The sequence below is a fragment of the Streptomyces niveiscabiei genome (assembly GCF_033794345.1).
Classification (GTDB): domain Bacteria; phylum Actinomycetota; class Actinomycetes; order Streptomycetales; family Streptomycetaceae; genus Streptomyces; species Streptomyces niveiscabiei.
On record NZ_JARAYJ010000028.1, the window covers coordinates 67,247 to 88,844 of the forward strand.

The 21,598-nt window shown below is 72.8% G+C and carries 15 protein-coding genes; 1 reads left to right on the forward strand and 14 read right to left on the reverse strand.

The window, feature by feature from the left end; translation table 11 throughout:
- Position 1: 1 nt before the first annotated feature.
- From PV682_RS31005 to PV682_RS31070, 14 genes are read right to left on the reverse strand one after another with little or no spacing between them, the layout of a single operon-like run.
- Entirely contained in the window at positions 2-649 is a 648-nt protein-coding gene (locus tag PV682_RS31005) for a PIG-L deacetylase family protein (protein ID WP_319735085.1), read from the reverse strand.
- Positions 646-1,422 (reverse strand): glycosyltransferase family protein, encoded by a 777-nt coding sequence (locus tag PV682_RS31010; protein ID WP_319735086.1) that lies wholly within the window; start codon positions 1,420-1,422, stop codon positions 646-648. The genes PV682_RS31005 and PV682_RS31010 overlap by 4 nt, the downstream gene beginning before the upstream one ends.
- Positions 1,419-2,654: a class I SAM-dependent methyltransferase gene (locus PV682_RS31015; protein ID WP_319735087.1), complete on the reverse strand. Its 1,236-nt coding sequence runs from the start codon at positions 2,652-2,654 to the stop codon at positions 1,419-1,421. Before PV682_RS31015 ends, PV682_RS31010 begins: the two co-directional genes overlap by 4 nt.
- Positions 2,655-3,857, reverse strand: a complete 1,203-nt coding sequence (locus PV682_RS31020; protein ID WP_319735088.1) for a glycosyltransferase — start codon at positions 3,855-3,857, stop codon at positions 2,655-2,657. It abuts the gene before it with no gap.
- 2 nt (positions 3,858-3,859) lie between these two features.
- The gene (locus tag PV682_RS31025) at positions 3,860-5,053 is read right to left on the reverse strand and encodes an O-antigen ligase family protein (protein WP_319735089.1); all 1,194 of its coding nucleotides are present in this window, start codon (positions 5,051-5,053) and stop codon (positions 3,860-3,862) included.
- Position 5,054: 1 nt separating this feature from the next.
- A complete protein-coding gene (locus PV682_RS31030; protein WP_319735090.1) occupies positions 5,055-6,563 on the reverse strand; it encodes a right-handed parallel beta-helix repeat-containing protein in 1,509 nt (502 codons plus the stop codon).
- A 15-nt stretch (positions 6,564-6,578) separates the two neighbouring features.
- Positions 6,579-8,519, reverse strand: a complete 1,941-nt coding sequence (locus tag PV682_RS31035; RefSeq protein ID WP_319735091.1) for a heparinase II/III family protein — start codon at positions 8,517-8,519, stop codon at positions 6,579-6,581.
- Positions 8,516-10,690 (reverse strand): bi-domain-containing oxidoreductase, encoded by a 2,175-nt coding sequence (locus tag PV682_RS31040; RefSeq protein WP_319735092.1) that lies wholly within the window; start codon positions 10,688-10,690, stop codon positions 8,516-8,518. The genes PV682_RS31035 and PV682_RS31040 overlap by 4 nt, the downstream gene beginning before the upstream one ends.
- 19 nt (positions 10,691-10,709) lie before the next feature.
- On the reverse strand, positions 10,710-12,623 hold the full coding sequence (asnB, locus tag PV682_RS31045) for an asparagine synthase (glutamine-hydrolyzing) (protein ID WP_319735093.1): 1,914 nt from the start codon (positions 12,621-12,623) through the stop codon (positions 10,710-10,712).
- Between the two features lie 3 nt (positions 12,624-12,626).
- Positions 12,627-14,102, reverse strand: a complete 1,476-nt coding sequence (locus PV682_RS31050) for a Wzz/FepE/Etk N-terminal domain-containing protein (RefSeq protein ID WP_319735094.1) — start codon at positions 14,100-14,102, stop codon at positions 12,627-12,629.
- Positions 14,099-15,418, reverse strand: coding sequence for a Wzz/FepE/Etk N-terminal domain-containing protein (locus PV682_RS31055; RefSeq protein WP_319735095.1), 1,320 nt, complete (start codon positions 15,416-15,418; stop codon positions 14,099-14,101). The genes PV682_RS31050 and PV682_RS31055 overlap by 4 nt, the downstream gene beginning before the upstream one ends.
- Positions 15,415-16,620 (reverse strand): glycosyltransferase family 4 protein, encoded by a 1,206-nt coding sequence (locus PV682_RS31060; protein ID WP_319735096.1) that lies wholly within the window; start codon positions 16,618-16,620, stop codon positions 15,415-15,417. The genes PV682_RS31055 and PV682_RS31060 overlap by 4 nt, the downstream gene beginning before the upstream one ends.
- Before the next feature lies 1 nt (position 16,621).
- Positions 16,622-17,932 carry a nucleotide sugar dehydrogenase gene (locus tag PV682_RS31065; RefSeq protein ID WP_319735097.1) on the reverse strand — a complete coding sequence of 437 codons (1,311 nt, stop codon included), beginning with the start codon at positions 17,930-17,932 and terminating at the stop codon, positions 16,622-16,624.
- Between the two features lie 31 nt (positions 17,933-17,963).
- Complete coding sequence (locus tag PV682_RS31070) at positions 17,964-19,415, reverse strand: sugar transferase (protein ID WP_407705771.1); 1,452 nt, start codon at positions 19,413-19,415, stop codon at positions 17,964-17,966.
- 675 nt (positions 19,416-20,090) lie between these two features.
- On the opposite strand from PV682_RS31070, the gene PV682_RS31075 reads away from it, so the two are divergent.
- A complete protein-coding gene (locus PV682_RS31075) occupies positions 20,091-21,506 on the forward strand; it encodes an amidohydrolase family protein (protein ID WP_319735098.1) in 1,416 nt (471 codons plus the stop codon).
- Positions 21,507-21,598 lie beyond the last annotated feature (92 nt).

Sequence of the window (21,598 nt, forward strand, 5' to 3'; positions counted from 1 at the left end):
TTCAATCCCCCAGGTCGAGAGTGAGTTTGGTGACCGCGAACGCCTCGGCGTAGCGGGCGTGGCATTCGATGCCGCGAATCCTCGCGAGGCCGAGGAACGCCTCGCGGTCGTACCAGGGCCGGTGGCGCTGGGAGGCGTAGTGGGCCTGGAGCAGGCGCACCTTCTCCTCGGCCAGCTCCACCGCAAGCGGCTGGTAGGCGTTGGGGCGGCCGAGGTCGCCGTCCCACTTGACGATCTCGTAGCCCAGGACCAGGTGGTCGCGGAACGCCGTCGTCATGAGCTGGGCGAGACCCCGGTGGTCCTGGTGGGCGTCGTCGGTGCGGGGCGCCAGCACGAGGTCCGGGTCGGTGCGCTCGCGCAGCTCCTCCACGGCCGCCTTGGCCTCCTCCCAGTGCGCCGGGAGGCGGCCGTCCGGCAGCTTCAGCACCGTCAGCCGCAGGTCGGCGCCCGGACAGAACGCGGCGAGCGCGTCACGCTCCTCCTGCTCGCGCTCGGTCCCGGCACCGGACAGCACCAGCGCGTCCACCTGAAGGCCCGGACGCGCCCGGCACAGCGCCAGCAGGGTGCCGCCCGCGCCGATCGCGATGTCGTCGCAGTGCGCCCCCACGGCGGCGACCCGGGTCAGGCGCCCGGCGCCGAGGCGGATCACGCGCGCTCCCACACGGCCCACGGGCGCTCACCGCGCGCGTACGCCTCGTCGAGCGCGGCCCGCTCCTTCACGGTGTCCGTCGGCTTCCAGAACCCCCGGTGCTGGTGCGCCACCAGCCGTCCCCGCTTGGCGAGTTCGGCGCACCCGTCCGCGACCAGGTCGCCGTTCTCCGGTATGTGGTCGAATACCTCCTGGCGCAGCACGAAGTAGCCGCCGTTCTCCCACAGCGGCAGATCGCTCACCGGCGTGATGCCGCCCACCAGACCGTCGTCGCCGAGGTCCACGCAGTGGAACGACGACTGCGGCGGCACGACCATCATCGACGCCCCCGCGTCCCGCTGCGTGAACCGGTCGATCATCTCCGGCAGCGGGGCGTCGGTCAGCACGTCCGCGTAGTTCGCGAGGAACATCTCGTCCCCGTCCAGGTGCTCGCGTACCCGGCGCAGCCGCTCCCCGATCGGCGACTCCACGCCGGTCTGCACGAACGTGATCGTCCAGTCCGCGATGTCCGTGGACAGCAGCTCGGTCCGCCCGCGTCTGAGGACGAAGTCGTTGGACGTCGTCTCCTCGTAGGTGAGGAAGAAGTTCTTGATGTGGTCGGCGCCGTACCCGAGGCACAGGATGAACTCCGTGTGCCCGAAGTAGGCGTAGTAGCGCATCACATGCCAGATCAGCGGGCGCGGACCGACCATCGCCATCGGCTTGGGCACGTCGTCGGAGGCACCGCTGCGCATCCGCAGCCCGTAACCGCCGCAGAACAGGACGACCTTCACGACTTCACCTCGACAATGCTCAGTTCCGGGACGGGGAAGACCAGCCGGCCGCCCCACTCGTGCACGAACGACAGCTGCTCGGTCAGCTCGGCCCGCAGGTTCCACGGCAGGACCAGCACGTAGTCCGGCCGGTCGGCGGCGATCCGCTCGGGCGCCAGGATCGGGATACGCGTGCCGGGCGTGAACCGGCCGTGCTTGTAGGGGTTGCGGTCGACCGTGTACGGCAGCAGGTCGGGGCGGATGCCGCAGTGGTTCAGCAGCGTGTTGCCCTTGCCCGGCGCCCCGTACCCGACGACCGTCTCGCCGCGCTCGGCCGCCTCGACGAGGAACCGCAGCAGGTCACGCCGTACGGTCGCCACCCGGGCGGAGAACTCCGTGTACCCGGACAGCTCCTGGAGACCCGCGGCCTTCTCCCGGTCCAGGACGTCCGCCACCCGCCGCGACGGCTCCCCGGCGGCCTCGGCGGGGCGCGCCCACAGGCGGATCGAGCCGCCGTGCGTCGGCAGCAGCTCGACGTCCACCAGCGCGAGGCCCCCGCTGGCCAGCGCGCGGATCGCGGCGGCGACCGAGTAGTACTGGAAGTGCTCGTGGTAGATCGTGTCGTACTGGTTCTCCTCGATCAGCGTCAGCAGGTGCTGCACCTCGATCGACACCCAGCCGTCGTCGGCGACCAGGGCGCGCAGGCCCCGGGTGAAGCCGACCACGTCGGGGATGTGCGCGTACACGTTGTTGGCGACCACCAGGTCCGCCGGACCGTGGTCGGCGCGCACCTCGGCGCCGGCTGTCGGGTCGAGGAACCGGGTGATCGTCGGCACCCCTGCCTCCCGCGCCGCCGCGCCCACGTTCACCGACGGCTCGATGCCCAGGCAGCGCATCCCCCGGTCCACCACGTGCTTCAGCAGATACCCGTCGTTGCTGGCGACCTCGACCACGAACGCGTCGCGGCCGAGCCCCAGGCGCTCGACGGCGCCCTCGACGAACGCACGCGCGTGCTCCACCCACGACGTCGAGTAGGACGAGAAGTACGCGTACTGCGTGAACGTCTCCTCCGGCGTGATCAGCGGCGGGATCTGCGCGAGCCAGCAGTCCGTGCACACCCGCAGGTGCAGCGGGTACGTCTGCTCCGGCAGGTCCAGCTGGTCGGCGGCGAGGAAGCTCTCGCACGGCGGTGTCGCCCCCAGGTCGACCACGCTCGCCAGCGCCTGTGAGCCGCAGAGTCGGCATCGTGTCATCTAGTGGTTCCCCCCACTCGACTGTGTCCGCCCCGCGATCGCGGAGCGGTACCCCTCCAGCAGGCGTTCAAGGCCGACGGCCGGACTGAACCCCTGCTCGTAACGGCGCCGGGCCGCAACCCCCATCGCCTGGTCCGCGCCCGTGATCCGGCGCAGGCAGGACGCCAGCGAGGCCGCCTCGCCCGGCCGGTGCAGCAGCCCGCTCACCCCGTCCTCGACGAGTTCGGTGAACGCCCCGTGCCCGGCGGCGACCACCGGCACCCCGGCCGCCATCGCCTCCACGACGACCAGGCCGAACGCCTCCATCCACGTCGACGGGGCGACCACGGCGACCGACCTGGCGATGGCCTCCCGGCACTGGTCCGTGTCGTACAGGCCGACGCAGCGCACATCGGGGCGGCCCGCCGCCCAGGCGGTCACCTCCGCCTCCAGCGGGCCCGTCCCGGCGATCACCAGCGGCACCCCCACCCCGCCGCCGGCCGCGACCTCGTCCCACGCCGCCATCAGCACCCGCACGCCCTTGGCCTCCGCGAGCCGGCCCAGGAACAGCAGGTGCTCGCCGGGGCCCGTGCGGGCGATGCCCGGTTCGGGGACGAAGTTGTGCTTCACCGCCAGCCGTTCGGCCGGCAGCCCCGACCGCACGAGGACGTCGCGCTGCGCGGCGGAGATGCAGAAGAACCGCTCCACCCCCGACCACCAGCGCCGCCGGTTCACCGACAGGCTCAGCGCGAGCGGCACCGTGGCCAGCCGCGAACCCCGGTAGCAGCCGTGCCGTACGGCGGGCAGCGGCGCCGCCTTCCCGACGCACGCCGAGCACGGCCGGCCGTCGCGCTGGAGCGTGCCCGGCGGACAGACCTGCGTGTAGTTGTGCAGGGTCGCCACAGCGGGCACCCCCGCGTCAGCGCAGGCCGCCAGCACGGCCGGGGACAGCAGCGGGAACACGTTGTGCACGTGCACCACGTCGGGGCGCTCGGCCCGCAGCCGCGCGGCCAGCTCCCGGCGCACGCCCGGGTTCCACGGCACCAGCAGCGGGATCGCCGCCTTGGCGGGCAGGGAGCGGCCGGCGATGTCGTCACTGCGCCGCTCGAACACCCCCACCCGGTGACCGGCCTCCCGCAGGAGCGCCACCTCCTGGTCGACGACCTTGTTCTCCCCGCTCGGCTGCGCCGAGGCATAGCGGTTGTGCACCACGAGGACGTGCACGGTCAGTTCACCTCCGACGACAGACGCGATGGGACCTCGGGAGCCGTCGGCGCCGGCGCCGCCAGCAGGGAGGCGGCGACCGCCAGATGCAGCAGATACGGCGAGGCGTCACCGAGCCCGGCCTCCGTGTACGACGCGATGGCGCAGTAGCTGATCAGGAAGATCGCGCAGGCCCGTGCCAGCGACGGCGGCCTCAGCAGCGCGACGGCGGCCAGCACGACGAGGAACGCCGCCACCAGCCCGGCCCCGGCGAAGCCCTGCTCGTTGTAGACGGCCAGCCAGCTGTTGTCGATCGGCAGCCCCGCGAACGACTTGTCGCCCAGACCCAGCCCGAACAGCTGCTCCGACGTCGACCGGGGCGCCGAGAGCAGCGCGTCCCACACCTTCGCCCGCCCGGTGAGGCTCGTGAAGTTCTCCTGGCTCTGCCCCCGCAGGAACCACGCCTGGAGCAGCGAGCTGAACCCCACCGCCGCGACGGTCGCGACCAGCACCGACCACGAGAAGAACCGGCGCGCGGCCGAACTCGTCAGCACCAGCGACACGATCGCCAGCGTCAGCCCGACCAGCAGCCCGAGCGTCGCCGTCCGGGTGTGGGTCAGCGCGAGGATCACCAGCGACGGCACGACCACCAGCGCCGCACTGCCCCGGTCGGTGCGCCCGCCCAGCAGGAGCAGTACCGAAAGCCCGATGATCACCGCCGCGTACTGCCCGATCTGCGGCGGCGTCAGCGGCCACAGCGCCCCCACCAGCCGCCCCCCGTACAGCTCCGGCATCGCCGCCCCAGGCGACACCGCCAGGCCCGCCGCCACCGACATCAGCACCGCGAAGTACATCCGGATGTGGTGCCGTACGAACGTGTCGCCGCCGTCCCACCAGCGCGTCAGCAGCCACAGCGTGCCCACGAAGAGCGCGAGGCGGGCGCACCGGAACAGCGCCCCGAACCCGGCCTCCAGGTGCACGCTGGAGATGACGCTCACCACCACCAGCAGGCTGAGCGCCAGCAGATAGGCGCTGCCCCGGACGCGCAGCCGCGGGTTCAGCGCGAGCGCCAGCGTGAACGCGGCCACCAGCGCGCCCATCGTCACCATCTGGATCAGCGACCGGGGGATCGGCACGACGGTCTTCGCCCCGGCCGAACCCAGCGTGTTGAGGATCAGCAGCCCCCACACCAGCCCGACGAGCCTCGGCGCCCCCATCTCAGCCACCCCCCTGCGCGGCGAAGGTGCTGCCCGCGTCCTGCCGGTAGGGCGCGCTGCGCCACTGCCCGGCGTCGAGGGTGCGGCTCGGGTCGTGGACGACGAACGTCCACGGGCCGGTGTACGCGTTGTCGGACCAGCGGTTGCCCTGCTTCAGCGTGATCGCGTCGGCGACCTGGTCGCCCTGGTACGGCGACCAGTCCGGATAGGTGCCGTAGTTCGCCAGCACCGCCATCCGGTCGCACAGCGTCGTGCAGCCGACGGCCGCCTTGTCCAGCACGAACCGGTTGCCGTGGATCTGGACGCGCTGCGTCTTCCACCGGCAGTCCGCGTACAGCGGCGCCTTCGCGATCCCCGGGCGCGCGCAGCGCCGGGTGTCCTTCACCAGGAGCGTGCAGTCGCCGGACGACGTGTTCGCCGGACTGTTGCAGAACCGGTCGGCGTTCTCCCACAGGGTGATGCCGGACCAGTTGTTCTCCAGGACGTTGCGGTAGACGTCGATCTTGTCCGTGCGCGCACGGATACGCGGTTCGCCGCCCGACTCCGACAGATAGACCGTCGCGAGCGGGAAGGAGTCACCGCGATCGGCGTACCGGCGGCCCTCCACCTTGTTGTTGCCCCGGATCGTGTTGCCGCGGATCACCGCGTTGTAGCTGGTCTCGTAGATCAGCGCGGCCCCGTCGTTGTCCTCCAGGACGTTGTCCTCGATCAGGAAGTCGTTGTTGTTGGTGTCCGCCCACAGCCCGGTGCCCCGGTTCCCGTGCACCCAGTTGCCCCGCACGTCGGCCCCGTCGACCGCCCAGAACTTCACGCCCCCCGTACAGCCGCAGCCCGGCTGCCGGCGCTCCCAGTCGCCGGTGTTGTTCCCGGTGATCTCGTTCCCCTCGACCACCAGACCCGTGATCCGGTCACCGGACTTGTACGCGTTCAGCCCGTACTGCCCGTTGCCGCGCAGGCAGTTCGCGCGCACCTGCTGCCGCGCCCCCGCCATCAGCCCCGCCCCCGAGTTGTGCTGGATCGTCGAGTGCTCGATCACCCACCCGTCGGCCGAGTCGTGGTTGACCACCCCCTCGTCGTGCGGCGCGACGAAGTTCTGCACGGTCAGATGGCGCAGGACCACATCGCGGGCGGGCCCGCCGAACGCGTACTGGTTGACCTTCCGCCCGTCCAGCACCGCACCCGGCGCCCCGATATAGCGGTCGCCGTCCTTCGGGACGACCTGCGCGTACCGGTCCCCCGCGAGCCGGTGCGTGCCCGGGCGCAGCCAGAACGTCGTGTGCGGCGGGCTGCTCCTCGTCTTCGCCGCCAGATCGCCGGGCACGGCCGGATCGACGCTCACCGCGCCCCGCGGCGCCGACGCCGGACCCGCCGCCGGGCCGGCGCACACCCGGGCCACCGACGACACGGACGTGGCCTGCGTCGAGGTCGGCTCCGGCCGCGCGTCCCGCGTGCTGTCGCAGCCGGTCACCGCCAGGAGGGCGAGCGCCGCCGCCCCGTACCACCACCTCATGCCCACCCTCCCCCCTCAGCCCTGGAACCTGAGCACGGTGACGAACCCCTCGACGCTCCCCGTGAAACCGGTGCCGACCAGCGTCGTCGCGGGCTCCTTGCGCCCGAAGCCGGGGGAGTACCAGCCCAGCGGCGGATCGCTCTCGCCCCGGTGCGCCCGCCAGTCCAGCCGCCCCGGCAGATCGAGCGTCGCGGACCGCTCCTCGCCGTCCCGGCGCCACGTCAGCAGCGCCCGGCCGGCCTCCAGGCGCGCGGTGACCGCGGGGCCGAGGTGGAACGCGAGCCGCACGGCACGCGGCTCGCCGGACACCTCGTCGACGATCCGTATCTCCCGGTCCGCCGACGTCAGTTCGACCCAGCGGCGGTGCACCGAGGGCCCGTACCCGTCGTGCTCGGCGCCCCACCGGCCCACCCCCGCCTGAGAGGTGTCGGCGACCAGGACGCGGCTGCGCGCGTGCCGGGTCCACAGGAACGGGCCCCCGGACACGGACTGGTCCTCGCCGTCGACCTGGAGCGTGTTGTGGCCGAGCGTCGAGCGGAAGTACCGCCGCCACGCCGGCTGGCCGTGGTAGCAGTACGTCCCCGGGTCGGCGAGCACGTCCACCCCGTCGTGGCGCACCTCCACGGACAGCGCGTCCGCGTGCGCGTGCGCGGCGATCGACAGGAACCCGTGCGGGCCGCCGTCGCACCGGCACCAGATCTCTCCCGGCCCGCGCAGGACGGTCAGCCCGGCGTCCGCGAAGTGCGCCGGCCGGCTCGCGGGGCGCCTCCCGCGCTTGTACGGCTCGACGAGCGCGGCCAGCAGCGGGGTGCGGACGTCGGTGCCGGTGACCTGCGGCCACCAGTCGAGCCGCCCGAACAGCGCCTCCCCCGTGGCCAGCAGCGACGCCCACCGGTCGGTGCCCGCGCCGTCCACGACCAGGCCGTACCCGTCGTCCGCGTCACCCTGCCGGGGCGGGCGCAGGCGGCTGTCCACGACGGCCGCGAGCGCGTCGGTCATCCGCAGCAGCACCAGCCGGACCGACGCCGGGACCGGAACACCCGCCGTGTCCGCCTCGGCCAGTGCGGCGAGGCCCAGTTCGAGGACCAGCCCGTGGTACTCGGTGGCCAGTTCGCGGTTGAGGCCGGACGGGAACGTGTTCCGGCGCAGATGCCGCTCCAGGGAGCGCAGGGCGTCGTCGCGCCAGCGCCGCGAGGCCGGGTACCAGTCGAACGCGCAGGACGCCGCGAACTGCCCGGCCGCCTCGGCGACGACGTGGTTGTTCGCCGACGAACCCCGGCTCGGGAAGGCGGCCAGCCAGCGCTGGTGGTGCCAGATCTGCGCCACCGCCACCGGGTTGCCCTCGAACAGGCCGCTCACGCCCGGCCACTCGTCGAGGAGCCGCCGTATCCACACCCACGACAGCAGCCGGATGCCCAGCTCGATACCGCTCGTCCAGTGCACCCCGCGCAGGGGCGCGTTGGCCGACCACCACGACCGCAGATGCGCGGCGACCCGCTCCGCGTACCGCTCGTTGCCGGTGACCGCGTAGGCGGCGGCGAGGACCGTCAGGTACTGGTGCCGGGACGGCTCCCAGATCTGCTTGATGTCCCCGACGGCCTCCTCGTCGCGGTAGGGCACGTCGAAGGCGTACCCCCAGGGGGCGCGCCGCCCGGTCTTCGGGTCGTACCACCAGTCCGGGGCGTCCAGGTCGTCGCGGACCACCCCGAAGAACTCGCCGTGCCCCGCCATCAGCCGGTCCGCCTCCGCCACCAGCCGCTTCACCGCGTCCGGCGACACGGCGTCGAGCGCGCCCGGCGGCAGGACGGCGGTGAAGCGGGCGCCGGTCACGTCCGGGCAGACGGGCCGCGCCGACCGCCACCGCCGACGCCGCACCACGTCCCCGGCCCGCCCCGCGACCTCCGCCGGACCCATTCGCGACAGCCGCCGCAGGTACCACCCCGCGTCCATGCTCATCGCGCCCCCGCCAGCGTCACCGGCACCCCGTCGGCCACAGCGGCCCGCACGGCGAGGGTCGCGGCCGTGGTGGCGGCCAGCGACTCCAGCGGCACCGGCATCGGGCCACCGGTCCGCACCGCCTTCACGAACGCGGCGAGTTCGGCGTTCTGCCCCTTGTCCCGGGCCTTCGGCAGGCGCGAACTCACCCACCGCTTGCGGTCGTAGACCGACGCGCGCACGAAGTCGTCGAGGCGCAGCACCTTGCCGTCGGCGACCAGATCCAGCGTCTCCTTCGGGAAACTCGACGCGCCGCTCGTGACATAGCTGATCGTCGCGGTCGAGCCGTCCGGGTAGCCCAGGACGACCTGGAGGTCCTCGCCGCCGACGGCGTACACCGACACCGGGTCCGCGTCGAGCAGCCAGCTCGCCGTGTCCACGAAGTGCCCGCCCTCCCCGGCGAACCGCGACCCCTCGGTGCCCTGCCGCAGATACCAGCTCCCTTGCGCCAGCTGCCCCGCGTTGACGAGATAGCGCAGCGACGCCGGGCCGCTGCGGGCGCCGAACCGCTCCTTCGCCTCCCGCAGCAGCGGCGCGAACCGGCGGTTGAACCCCACCTGGAGCCGGTCGTTGCCGGACTCCTCCACCGCCGACAGCACCCCGGACAGCTCCTCCTCGCTCAGCGCGAGGGGCTTCTCCACGAACACCGCCTTGCCCGCGAGCAGCGCCCTGCGGGTCAGGTCCGCGTGCGAGCTGTGGCGGGTGACGACGAACACCGCGTCGATCGCCTTGTCACCGAGGACCGCGTCCAGGTCGGTCGTCGCCTCGGCGAAGCCGAACTTGCGCTGCGCGTTGGCGGCGGACAGCGCGGTGGTCGTGACGACCGTGGAGAGTTCGACGCCGTCGCGGCCAGTGAGGTGGGGGAGGAGCATGGAGGTGGCGTAGTTGCCGGCGCCGATGAAGGCGAGCCGTACGGGGGATGTCGCCTTGGGCGTTCGGGCCTTGGGCGTGATGCGCACGGCGGGGACGGTCACCGTCGGCGCCTCGGCCACGGCTGTGTTCCCGGGGGTCTCGGGATACCGGAACAGCACGGCCACCGCCTTGAGGTCGCCGTCCTTCAGGCTCCGGTACGTCTCCACCGCGTCGTCGAAGTCCGCGACATGCGACACCAGCGGCTCCACATCCACCCGGCCGCGCGCGACCAGATCCAGGAAGCACGCCAGATTCCGGCGCTCCGTCCAGCGGACGTACCCGATCGGATAGTCCCGCCCGTCGAGCTCGTACTCCGGGTCGTAGCGGCCCGGCCCGTAGCTGCGCGAGAAGCGGACGTCCAGTTCCTTCTCGTAGTACGCGTTCCACGGCAGGTCCAGGCGGCACTTGCCGATGTCGACGACCCGGCCCCGGTCCCGGCTGAGCCGGGCGGCCAGCTCGACGGGCTGGTTGCTGCCGCCGCCGGCCGCCAGATACACCTGGTCCACGCCGTGACCGCCGGTCAGGTCCACCACGGCGGACTCCACGGCCGGGGACGCCGGGTCGCCGCAGGCCACCGCGCCCAGCCGCTCGGCGAGTTCGCAGCGCGCCGGGTCGGGGTCGGCGCCGACGACGCGGACCCCCGAGGCGGCCAGCAACTGCACCACGAGCTGCCCGATCAGCCCGAGGCCGATCACCAGCGCGACCTCACCGAGCCGCGACTCACCCTGCCGCACGCCCTGCAACGCGATCGACCCGACCGTCCCGAACGCGGCGTGCCGGGGCGCGAGGCCGTCCGGCACCGGGGCGTACAGGTTCTTCGGCACCCAGTTCAGCTCGGCGTGCAGCGCGTGCTCGTTGCCCGCGCACGCCACCAGGTCCCCGGCCTTCACGTCGTCGACCCCGTCGCCGACCTGCTCGACGACCCCGCACAGCGAATAGCCCAGCGGCGTGTAGGAGTCCAGCTTGCCCATCACCTTGCGGTAGGTCGCGGGCACCCCGTTCACGGCGACGCTCTGCACGACCTTCGCGACCTGGTCGGGGCGCGAACGGGCCTTGCCCAGCATCGACATGCCGGCCTCGGAGACCTTCATCAGCTCGGTGCCGGTGGAGATCAGCGAGTAGGCGGTGCGCACCAGCACCCCGCCCGGCTTGCACCCCGGCACCGGCACGTCGAGGAGAGCCAGCTCGCCGCTCTTGTAGTTCTGTACGACCTGTTTCACCCGAAGCCTCTTCGTCTCTCTACGCCGTCAGGGGAGCGGACCCGCAGGTCGCGCCTCGGTACCAGTACTCAAGGGTCAGGACGTGCCACAGATGTTTGGAGAAGTCGTGCTGACCTGCCGCGTCCTCGGCGACCATCCGCGCCAGCGCCTCCCGGCGCAGGAACCCGGACCGCACGAGCACCCCGTCGTGCACCACCTCCCGCACCAGCGGCGCCAGGTCCCGGCTCATCCAGGCCCGCAGCGGCGCGCTGAACAGGCCCTTGGGCCGGTAGACGATCTCCCGGGGCAGGACCGAGGTGGCCGCCTCCTTCAGCACGGCCTTGCCCTGCCGCCCGGCGATCTTCCGCTCGCCTGGCACCGCGAACGCGGCCTTCACGACCTCGACGTCCACGTACGGCACCCGCACCTCGGTCGACGCGGCCATGCTGGAGCGGTCCGTGTAGGCGAGGTTGAGGCCCGGCAGGAACATCCGGGCGTCGCCCAGGCACATGCGGTTCACGAAGTCGTCGAGCCGGTTGTCCTCGTAGATGTCCGCGTGCTCGGTCAGGACGTCGTCGACGGTGCCCGCGAGGTCCGGGGCGATCAGGCCGAGCAGCTCGGAGCGGTCGTACAGGGTGTAGCTGCGCCGGAACGCGGTCTCCTCCGGCAGGTCCGCGAAGGACAGGAACCGCTTCGCGAACCGCACCGACCGGTAGCCGCGCCGGGCGGAGGCGACCGGCAGCCGGTCCACGACCCCCGAAAGGCCGCGCCGCAGCGGACCCGGCACGCGCTGGTAGCGCAGCGCGAGGAGGTTCGCGAGGTGCTTGCGGTACCCGGCGAACAGCTCGTCCGCGCCCATCCCCGACAGCATCACCTTGACTCCGGCGTCCCGGGCGGCCGAGCAGATCAGGAACGTGTTGATCGCGGCCGGGTCCCCGATCGGCTCGTCCAGGTGATAGGTCATCCGGGGCAGCAGGTCCAGGACGTCGGGCGCGATCTCGATCTCGTGCAGGTCCACCCCGAACCGCTCGGCGACCTGCCGGGCGTAGCGCAGGTCGTCCGGCATCGCCTCGAACTTCGCGTCCTCGGCGCGGAACCCGATCGTGTAGGCGGAGATCCCCGGCCGGTCCCGGGCCGCGAGCGCGGTCAGATAGCTGGAGTCGAGCCCGCCGGACAGGAACGTCGCCACGGGGACGTCGGACAGGAGGTGACGGCGCGTCGACTCCTCGACGACGGCCGCGATGTCGGGTTCCTCCTGGTGCCGGGCCTCGGCGGCGACGTCCCGCAGGTTCCAGTACCGGCCGCGCTCCACCCGCCCGTCGGGCCGTATCCGCAGCCAGCTCCCCGGCGGCAGTTTCTCCGCCTCGCGGAACGCGCACCGCGAGTCCGGCACCCAGTAGTAGAGCAGCGAGGCCACCAGCGCCGCGTGGTCCACCTCCAGCGAACCGCCCGTCACCGCTGCCAGTGCCTTCAGCTCCGAGGCGAACACCAGGCCCTCGCCGCGCCGGATCACGAACAGCGGCTTGATGCCGAGCTGGTCGCGGGCGAGGACCAGCTCACCGGTCCGCTCGTCGAACACCCCGAACGCGAACATGCCGCGCAGCCGGGGCAGACAGTCCGTGCCCCAGCGCCGCCACGCCTCCAGCAGCACCTCGGTGTCGGAGGTGCCCCGGAACCGCACCCCGGCCCCTTCGAGCTCGGCGCGCAGCTCGGGCGCGTTGTACAGCTCCCCGTTGTACGTCAGGACCAGGCCGGCCTTCGCCATCGGCTGGGCGCCGGTCTCCGACAGGTCGATGATGGCCAGCCTGCGGTGCCCGAGGTGCACCTCGCCGTCGCCGACGGGGTGGCCGTAATGCCCGGACCCGTCGGGGCCCCGGTGGGCCAGGACGCCGGTCAGCCGGTCCGTGACGGCCTTGCCGTCCGGCCAGCGGTACGTGCCTGCGATGCCACACATGTCCTACCGCGCCTCCTGGTCGCTGTCCGGGACCCGCGTCGCCCACTTCGGCAGCCGCTCCACCCCGTTCCTCCGTAACGGCCTGGGCGCCGCCGCCGGCCGCCCCTCCCACAGCGTGCCGTCGGTCCGGTCCCGCGGATCGGGGTCGATCAGCACCACGCCGGCCACCTCGACCCGCTGGTCCGCGAGCTGCCGGGCCACCGTGTGCAGCCACGCCGCGCTGCCGTGCCCGGCCCGCACCACGAGCACGGTCCGCGTGCCGAGGTGGCGCAGGTCGGTCCACGCGGTGCCGGGCGCCACCGAGCCGACGCCGATCTGCCGTTCGGCCGGGGACGCCGGGACGTCCGGGGCCCGCGTGACGACGGTCGGGTCACCCGGCTGCGGCTTGCGGCGCGCGAGCCGCGACCCCGGCAGCGCGTCCACGACGGTCACCGGGCCCTCCGCCACCAGGGCGCGGGCCAGGTCCAGGGCGATTGCCTCCGCGCCCCGCGCGCACCCCAGCTCCAGGACCGACAGCGGCTGCGCCGAGGCGCGCACCGTGCGGGCCAGCGACGCGGTGAGGCGCTCACGGGCCGCCCTGTCCCGGCGGCGCCCCCACAACCTGGGGGAGCGGCGGGGCAGTTCGGCGATGACCGAGGCGTTCAGGTGCGCCGCGATGTCCCGGCGCAGGACGGGCCGGTCCGCGACCACCGTGCCCACGGCGGCCACCGCGAGCCCCAGCACGAACCCGAGGACCAGGCCGATCACCCCGTCCGTGGCGGCGGCCTTCGGCAGGGAGTGGCTCAGCGCGCGCGGCGCGTCCACGATCTGCGTGCCAGCCACCAGCCGGGGCGTGCCGATCCGCGCCTCCGCCGCACGCTGCCCGAAGTCGGTGACCCGCGAGGTGAGTTCGGCGCGGCGGGCGAACAGCGACTCCAGGTCCGCCGACGCCTGGGGCCCGGTCTGCCCCGAGCTGTCGCCGATCGCCTCGTCGACGCGGGCGAGTTCGGCCTCCAGCCGGGCGCGCTGGTCGAGGAACCCCTTCGCCTCGGCGTCCGCCGCCTGCTGGATGCGCCGGACGTGGTCGGCGACGAACGCGTCCGCCAGCGCCCCCGCGCGGGCCACCGCCTCGGCGTCGCTCGCGCCGGTCACCGTGATCTGGAGCAGGTTGTTCGTCAGGCCGAGACCGCTGTAGTCCCGCATGAAGTCCTCCGGCCGCTCCGGGGACCTGAGGGCCTTCAGCGCGGCGTCGGCGATCCGCGTCGTACTGAGCAGGGCGACGTCCGTACGGATCAGGGTCCCGGGGTCGTTCGGCTGGTCCGCCTGGTGGGCGACCAGCACCTTCGCCACCGCCGTCGGCGCGGGCGGCAGCAGCACCGGCACCGAGGCGCCGGCCGTCAGTCCCAGCACGGCCGTCGCACACCACAGCCGGCGGCGCCTGCGCACCGCGACCACCAGCGCCTGGAGGTCGAGCAGGGGAGCGGAGTCCGGAGTCGTCATACCGTGCCCCCCGCCGCGAGGGCCTTCTGACGCCGGCCCGTAGAGCGTGCCGCGCGTGCGGTGACGGGCGCCGACAGGACGACGCCGACGACGGCGTGCCCCGCGTCCGCGCACGCCTCGGCGATGCCGGACAGCTCCGCCGCCGTCCACTCGCCCGCGCTCAGCACCACGAGGGCGCCGGACTCCGCGTCGTAGTCCGGGACGACCGGCCGCTGCACCGAGACCCCGGCCACGGTCAGCAGGGGATCACCGCCGGACACGGCCACGAGCTGCTCGGCGGCCTCGCGGGCGGTGTCGTCGCCGTCCGGGACGAGCACCAACAGGCTGTGAGCGAAGGGCAGTTGCTCGCGGATACGGGCGCACACCCGACGGAAGCGGATCTGCCGGTCGGCCTCGTCACCGGACGGCTGCGGCGGCGGCACGTCCCAGCGGACGTCCGTCCCCAGCAGCCGGCGCAGCCCACGGCCACGCGCCCGCTGCGTGGCGGGCACGTCGACCGTGCCGAGGAACGCCGAGCCCAGCGCCGCCGCGATCTCCGGCTCCGTGCGCAGCCGGCGGCTCATCCGGGCGGCGGTCAGATGCCCGATCACCGCGAGGAGGAACGCCAACAGGCCCCCGCCGACGGTCAGTTGCATCCGCGTCGGCGGCGCCTCACCGGTCGGCCTCGGGGCCGGGCCCATGACGACCATGGCCGCCTTCCCGGACGCCGGGCCCGCCTCGTTCAGCTGGGTGACGGCCTCCTGTAACGCCGTCCGCAGCTTCGTCAGCTCGGTACGGGTCTGCACGCTCTCCACGGACTGCCCCGTACCGGCCGCGTCCGCCAGCTCCGAGATCCGGCGCCCCGTCTGCGTCACGAGCCGGCGCAGTTCCTCGGGCCCCGAGGCCGCCTCCGGGTCGCTGTTCTCGCCCGCGACCCGCGCCGCGAACGCCACGAACTGCCGCGCCACCTCGTCGGCGAGCCGCTGCGCCCGCTGCGGCGTCGTCTCCGTGGCGGAGATCTTGACGATGTTGCCGTCGGCGGCCGTCGCGCCCACCCGGTCCTTGAGGCCGCTGCCGTCGACACCGGGCCGGTCCAGGGCGGCGGCGGCCCGGTCGAGCACCACCGAACTGGTCGCGATCTGCGCCTGCGTCAGCAGCTCCCGCTCCTCCCACGCCCCGGGCAGCAGCACCGACGCGGACGTCGTGTACTTCGGCGGGAACAGCAGGGAGACGCCGTAGCCGGCGAGCGCGCCCAGCACGGCGAGCAGGATCAGCAGCCGCCGGCGCCGGCTCAGGATCCGCCCGACCGTGACCAGCCGTATGGTGTCGTCGCTCAACGGTGCTGCCTCTTTCCCGTGCTCCGGGAGGCGGCGGCGTACGCGGCGAGCAGCGCCGTCTGCGAATTGCGCCAGGACAGCGGGCCGTTGATCCGCTCCCGGCCGGCCTCGCCCATGCGGGCCCGCCGCTCGGGGTCGTCCAGCAGCTCCACGATCAGCTTCGCGAACGCCGACTCGTCGTTGGCGGGCGCGTAGACGGCGGCCTCCCCGGCGGAGACCCGCGCCTCCCGCAGCTCGAACGAGACGATCGGCCGGCCCATGACCATGTACTCCAGGACCTTGTTCATCGTCGACACGTCGTTGAGCGGGTTGTGCGGGTCGGGGGACAGGCACACGTCCGCCGACGACAGGTAGCGCGCCAGATCGGCGTCCGGGATACGGCCCGTGAACTCCACCCGGTCCGTGAGGCCGAGCGTGCGCGACAGCTCCACCATCGCGTCGAAGGTGTCACCGCCGCCCACGAACACCGCGTGCCAGTCGTCGCGCCCGCACTCGTCACGCAGCTTCGCCAGCGCCCGCAGCGCGTAGTCCACGCCGTCCTGCGGGCCCATCACCCCGAGGTAGCACAGCAGATGCGGCTTGCCGCGCTTCAACTCCGGCTCCGGGGGCACCGGATGGAACCGCTCGACGTCCGGCGCACTGCGCACGACGAACACGTCCTCCGGTCTGCGCCCGCCCCGGCGTACGGCGACGGCCTTGTAGCTCTCGTTCGTCGCGAGCACCACGTCCGCGACCCGGTACGTCAGCCGCTCCAGCGCGCACACGCCCCGGTAGAGCAGGTCCTTGCCCCGGTCGAACCGGGACAGGTACAGCTCCGGCACCAGGTCGTGCTGGTCGAACACGAACCGCGCCCCGCGCCGCTTGAGCCACAGCGCGGGCAGGAACAGCAGGTCGGGCGGGTTGCAGGCGTGCACGACGTCCACCGGGCCCACCGCGCGGGCCAGCCGGAACGTGTGCCACAGCGCCGTCCCGTACTCCCGCAGATAGCCGGCCGGGCCGCCGGTCGCCGCGTGCAGCGGGTAGCGGTGGATGCGGATCCCGTCGATCACCGCCTCCGGCTCCGTGTCCCGCTTGCCGCCCTGCGGGCAGATCACGTCGACCCGCCAGCCCGCGTCGCGCAGCGTCGCGCACTCCTGCCACACGCGCCGGTCGAACGGCACGGACAGGTTCTCCACCAGCACCAGCGCGCGCCGCGCGCTCATCTCACCAGGCAAGGCCCACGTACCCCGGTTCGGCCCGGCGCGCCTCGGCGTCGGGGAGGCGGACGAGGTCGACGATCAGCGGGCTCCCGCCGTGCGGGAGCGCCGCGAGGACCTCCGGGTCGCGGGTGCCGACCAGGCACACCTCGGCGTGGTCGAGGACCTCCTCCACCGAGTCCGCGAGCAGCTGCGCCAAGTGCGGCAGCCGAGTCTCGATGTACTCGCGGTTCGCGCCCAGCAGCCGCGACAGGCTCACGTTCGCGTCGTAGATCTTCAGGTCGTACCCCTTGCCGAAGAGACGTTCCGCCAGCTCGACGAGCGGGCTCTCGCGCAGGTCGTCGGTGCCGGGCTTGAAGGACAGGCCGAAGATCCCCGCCCGCCGCTTGCCGGTGCGCTCCACCAGCTCCACCGCCCGCTGGAGGTGGTCGGAGTTCGAGGGCAGCACGTGGGACAGGATCGGCACCGACACGTCGGCCCGCTGCGCCGCGTGCACCAGGCTGCGCAGGTCCTTCGGCAGGCAGGACCCGCCGAACGCGAACCCCGGCCGCAGATAGGCGGGGCTGATGTTGAGCTTGCGGTCGGCGAGGAACACGTCCATCACCTGGTGCGAATCCACCCCGAGCGCCTGGTAGACGGCGCCCAGTTCGTTCGCGAAACCGATCTTCAGGCCGTGGAAGGCGTTGTCCGCGTACTTGATCGCCTCGGCCGTCGGCACCGACACCCGGAACACCTCGCCCGGCAGCCCCTCGTACAGCGCGGCCACCACGTCGCCGCTCGCCGCGTCGAGTTCGCCGATCACGGTCTTCGGCGGGTCGAAGAAGTCCCGCACGCTGGTGCCCTCGCGCAGGAACTCCGGGTTGACCGCGACCCCCACGTCCACCCCGGCGCCCGCGTGCTTCTCCAGGATCGGCACCAGCAGGTTCAGGCAGGTCCCCGGGAGCATCGTGGAGCGGAACACGACCGTGTGCCGCCCGCCGCGCTGCGCGAGCGCCGTACCGATCTCCTCGGTGACCCGCTCCAGGTACGTCGTGCACAGGCTGCCGTTGGGTTCCGACGGCGTCCCCACGCACACCAGCGACACCTCGCTGCCGGCGATCGCCTCCCGGACGTCGGTGGTGGCCCTGAGCGTCCCCTTCCCCACGACGTCGGCGATCAGTTCGCCGATCCGCTCCTCGACGACCGGGGCCTTTCCCGCGTTCACCAGGTCGACCTTGACCCGGTTCACGTCCACCCCGATCACCTCGTGCCCCATACCGGCCAGGCACGCGGCCGACACGCAGCCCACGTAGCCGAGCCCGAACACGCTGACTCTCATGCCCCGTTCCTCCCCCTGCGCGTCGCGCGCATCAGTAGGCCCCCTGTCCGTGCACCACGGCACGCAGCGTCTTCCACAAGATCACCGTGTCCAGCGCGAGCGACCAGTCCTCCACGTATCTGAGGTCGAGCCGCACCGCCTCCTCCCAGGACAGATCACTGCGCCCGCTGATCTGCCACAGACCGGTGAGCCCCGGTTTCACCAGCAGCCGCCGCCGGATGTCCGGGCCGTACACGGCCGACTCCTCCGGCAGCGGAGGCCGCGGCCCGACCAGCGACATCGAGCCCGTCAGGACGTTGAACAACTGCGGGAGTTCGTCGATCGAGTAGCGGCGCAGCAGCGTCCCCACCCGGGTCACCCGCGGGTCCCGGCGGAGCTTGAACATCGGCCCCGCGCCCTCGTTGAAGGCGGCGAGCGCCGCCTTGGCCCGGTCGGCGCCGGCCACCATGGTGCGGAACTTGACCATGGTGAACTCCTGGCCGTCCTTGCCGGTCCGCCGCTGCCGGTAGAACACCCCGCCCCGGCTGTCCAGCGCCACGAGCAGGGCCACGCACACCATCAGCGGCGCGAGCAGCACCAGCAGGAGCGCCGCGCCCGTCCGGTCGACGATCCCCTTGACGACCCGCCGGCCCCCGGTGAACGCTGGCATGCTGACCCGCAGCAGCGGGATGCCGAGCACCGCGTCCACGTGCAGCCGCGGCCCCGCCACCTCCATCAGCACCGGCGCCACGACCATCTCGGCGTCACTGCCTTCGAGGTTCCACGCCAGACGCTGCAACCGGTCCGGGGACCAGTGCGGGTCCGGGGTGACGGCGACGACCCGGTAGCCGTCGCGGTGCACATGGCCGGCGACGTCCGCGAGCCGGCCCACCACCGGGACGCCGTCCAGCTGGCCGCCGTCCGCGCCGGTCGTGCACACCGCCTCCACCCGCCAGCCGATGTGCGGGAACTTGCGGGTCCTGGTGATCAGGTCCCGTACGGTCGCCGGGCTCCCGGCCGCGAGCACCGGTCTCAGGCACCGGCCCTCCTTGCGCTGCCGGTGCAGCCACAGCCGCAGCACATAGCGCGCGGTCATCGTGGTGAGCGCGATCGCCGGGATCGCCACGAAGATCCACAGCTTGATGTTGCGCGAGGTCAGGGCGATCCCGCCGAGCGCCAGCACGACGGTCGCCGCGAACAGCGAGCGCCCCAGCCGGCGGAACTCCTCGGCGCCCTGGCCGAGCACGGCCGGCACCCACGCCCGGCCCACCGCGAGCGCCCCCAGCACCAGCACCTCGGTGCCGAACGCCAGGATCCCCCACTTCTCGTGCCAGTTGGCCGCGTCCCTGGCCCCGAACAGATTGCCGATGGCCGCCACCACGAACGCGGTCGCCACCGTGTCACTGACGACCACGGTACGTCGGTAGCGCTGCTCCCAGTCGATCTCGGGCTGACTGATCGTCCCGTCCGCCAGACGCCTGCGCGTCGGCGCGATAGGGCCGATTGTTCCCCCTCGTCGCACAGAACCCCCCCGGGTCCCCAGTGGTTCGACGTGTATGCCTCACACTGTTGCTCCCCCTCGGGAGGCCCCTGCCTCCCGTGCTTTCCTCTCCTTTGCGCACGACAATCCGGCTGTTTCAGAGGTGCATGAGCAACTCGCTCGCGGAAACCCGCCGAAACCCCGGACGCTCCCCGCGCCCAAGGCCCCCCGGGCTCCAGGCACTTTCCATGGCGCGGGACCAATTGATCTTTCCTGGCCGCCTCGTGCCCGAACACCTGAAGCACGGTCAATCTAGACCATCGGCGGCCGTATGAAGAGAAGTTGTGTGGAATTTGTGCTCTTGTTTTGAGACTGAATCGACCGATCGGTGAGTGCCTGCGGGGACCCCAGGTGGCCGGGAGCATCGAATCGGCGGGCGAAACGTTCGACACTGTCCCCGAAATGCGGATTCGACCTGGCGCTTTACCCGCTCTTGACACCGAATTGCCGGGAATTCTGACGGGTCGTCAGGCGTGTCGGCGGGCCGGCGACCGCATGAAGACAGGGCGTCGAGACGGCGTCACACAGCGCGTTCGACCGGCGTACGGCCCCCTGAGGAAGGCCGGAAAGCGTGTACCGGCACCCTCGCGAACGGGGCACGTACAAAAGCAAAGGGGGAACGGAACTCAGGGAGAGCGGATGAACACCGTCCTCGTGCGCGGCGGCCACGTGGTGACCATGGACCCCGAACGCGGCGACCTGCCGGACACCGACATCCTCGTACGCGACGGCCGGATCGCGGACATCGGCACCCGGCTGCCCGCGCGCGGCGCGGACGTCGTCGAGGCCGGCGGCAGGATCGTCGTCCCCGGCTTCGTCGACACCCACCAGCACGTCTGGCAGGGCTTCCTGCACGGACTCGCCGGCGACTGGAGCTTCGCCCGGTACATGCGCGAGGTCCGCGGCGGGTACGGCGGCTGCTTCGGGCCCGAGGAGGCCTACCTGGGCAGCCTGCTCGGCGGACTGGAGTCGATCTGCGCCGGGGTCACCACCGTCGTCGACCACGCCCACCTCCAGACCACCGCCGAGACCGGCGACGCCCTGCTGCGCGGGCTGTGGGACAGCGGCATCGGCGGATACTTCGCCTACGCCCTCCAGAACGCCCCCGACTGGCTGGGCGACGCCCCCACCGGACCCGAAGCGCTGAACGACCTCCTCACCCGCACCCCGGACGCCCACCACGACGACCGGTTCCGTGCCGCGCGCACCACCCTCGCCGGGCTCGACGACACCGGCACCCACCGGCTGCGGCTCGGCCTCGCACTGCCCGAGACCGCCGCCTACCTCCCCCTCGACGCCGCCCGCACCCTCCTCGGACGCGTCCGCGCCCTCGGCGCCGAGTTCATCACCGCGCACTGGAACGCGGCCGTCCACGGCGGCCGGTACGTCTCCACCCTCGCCGCGCTCGTCGACGAGGGCTTCTTCACCGAGCCCACCGTCCTCTCCCACTGCAACCAGTTCGACGACGACGACCTCGACGTCCTGGCCCGCGCGCACATCGGCCTCGCCACCACCCCCGGCACCGAGGGCGGCATGGCCCTCGGCCCGTTCCTCGCCCGCCGCCTGGCCGAACGGGGCGGAGCCGCCGGCATCGGCATCGACACCTCCTGCTACACCCGGTCCGACCTGCTCGCCGAGGCCCGCGCCCTCCTGCTCGCCGAACGCCGGGCCGCCGACAGCCTCTCGAAGGAACCCCTCCCCGCCCGCGCCGCCCTCGAACTCCTCACCAGCACCGGCGCCCGGGCCGTCGGCCTCCACGACGAGGCGGGAACCCTCACCCCCGGCAAACGCGCCAACATCACGGTCGTCGCCCCCGACCCGATCCGGGGCCGCGCCCTCGGCGACCCGGCCGTCACCCTCCTCTTCCACACCAGCCCCTCCGACATCGAGACCGTCCTCGTGGACGGCGTCCCCCGCAAACGCGCCGGCGAACTCGTCGGCCACACCCCCGCGACCCTGGCCCCCCGCACCGAACAGGCCCTCCACACCATCCGCACCCGCTACGCCACCCTGCCCCAGGAGGTGATCGCGGGCGCGTGGCAGGGCATGTTCTAGCCCTCGGCCACCACGGCGGCACGCGCTACGACGAACTCCACCCCCGCCACAGGCAACGCACAGCCAACTCTTCGCCTCTTGCTGGGAAACGC

What these genes read in the sequence shown, in the direction of transcription:
- PV682_RS31075 (WP_319735098.1), top strand. Translation starts at nt 20,091, where the DNA reads ATGAACACCGTCCTCGTGCGCGGCGGCCACGTGGTGACCATGGACCCC.
- PV682_RS31030 (WP_319735090.1), bottom strand. Translation starts at nt 6,563, where the DNA reads ATGAGGTGGTGGTACGGGGCGGCGGCGCTCGCCCTCCTGGCGGTGACC.
- PV682_RS31065 (WP_319735097.1), bottom strand. Translation starts at nt 17,932, where the DNA reads ATGAGAGTCAGCGTGTTCGGGCTCGGCTACGTGGGCTGCGTGTCGGCC.
- PV682_RS31050 (WP_319735094.1), bottom strand. Translation starts at nt 14,102, where the DNA reads ATGACGACTCCGGACTCCGCTCCCCTGCTCGACCTCCAGGCGCTGGTG.
- PV682_RS31035 (WP_319735091.1), bottom strand. Translation starts at nt 8,519, where the DNA reads ATGAGCATGGACGCGGGGTGGTACCTGCGGCGGCTGTCGCGAATGGGT.
- PV682_RS31060 (WP_319735096.1), bottom strand. Translation starts at nt 16,620, where the DNA reads ATGAGCGCGCGGCGCGCGCTGGTGCTGGTGGAGAACCTGTCCGTGCCG.
- PV682_RS31025 (WP_319735089.1), bottom strand. Translation starts at nt 5,053, where the DNA reads ATGGGGGCGCCGAGGCTCGTCGGGCTGGTGTGGGGGCTGCTGATCCTC.
- PV682_RS31015 (WP_319735087.1), bottom strand. Translation starts at nt 2,654, where the DNA reads ATGACACGATGCCGACTCTGCGGCTCACAGGCGCTGGCGAGCGTGGTC.
- asnB (WP_319735093.1), bottom strand. Translation starts at nt 12,623, where the DNA reads ATGTGTGGCATCGCAGGCACGTACCGCTGGCCGGACGGCAAGGCCGTC.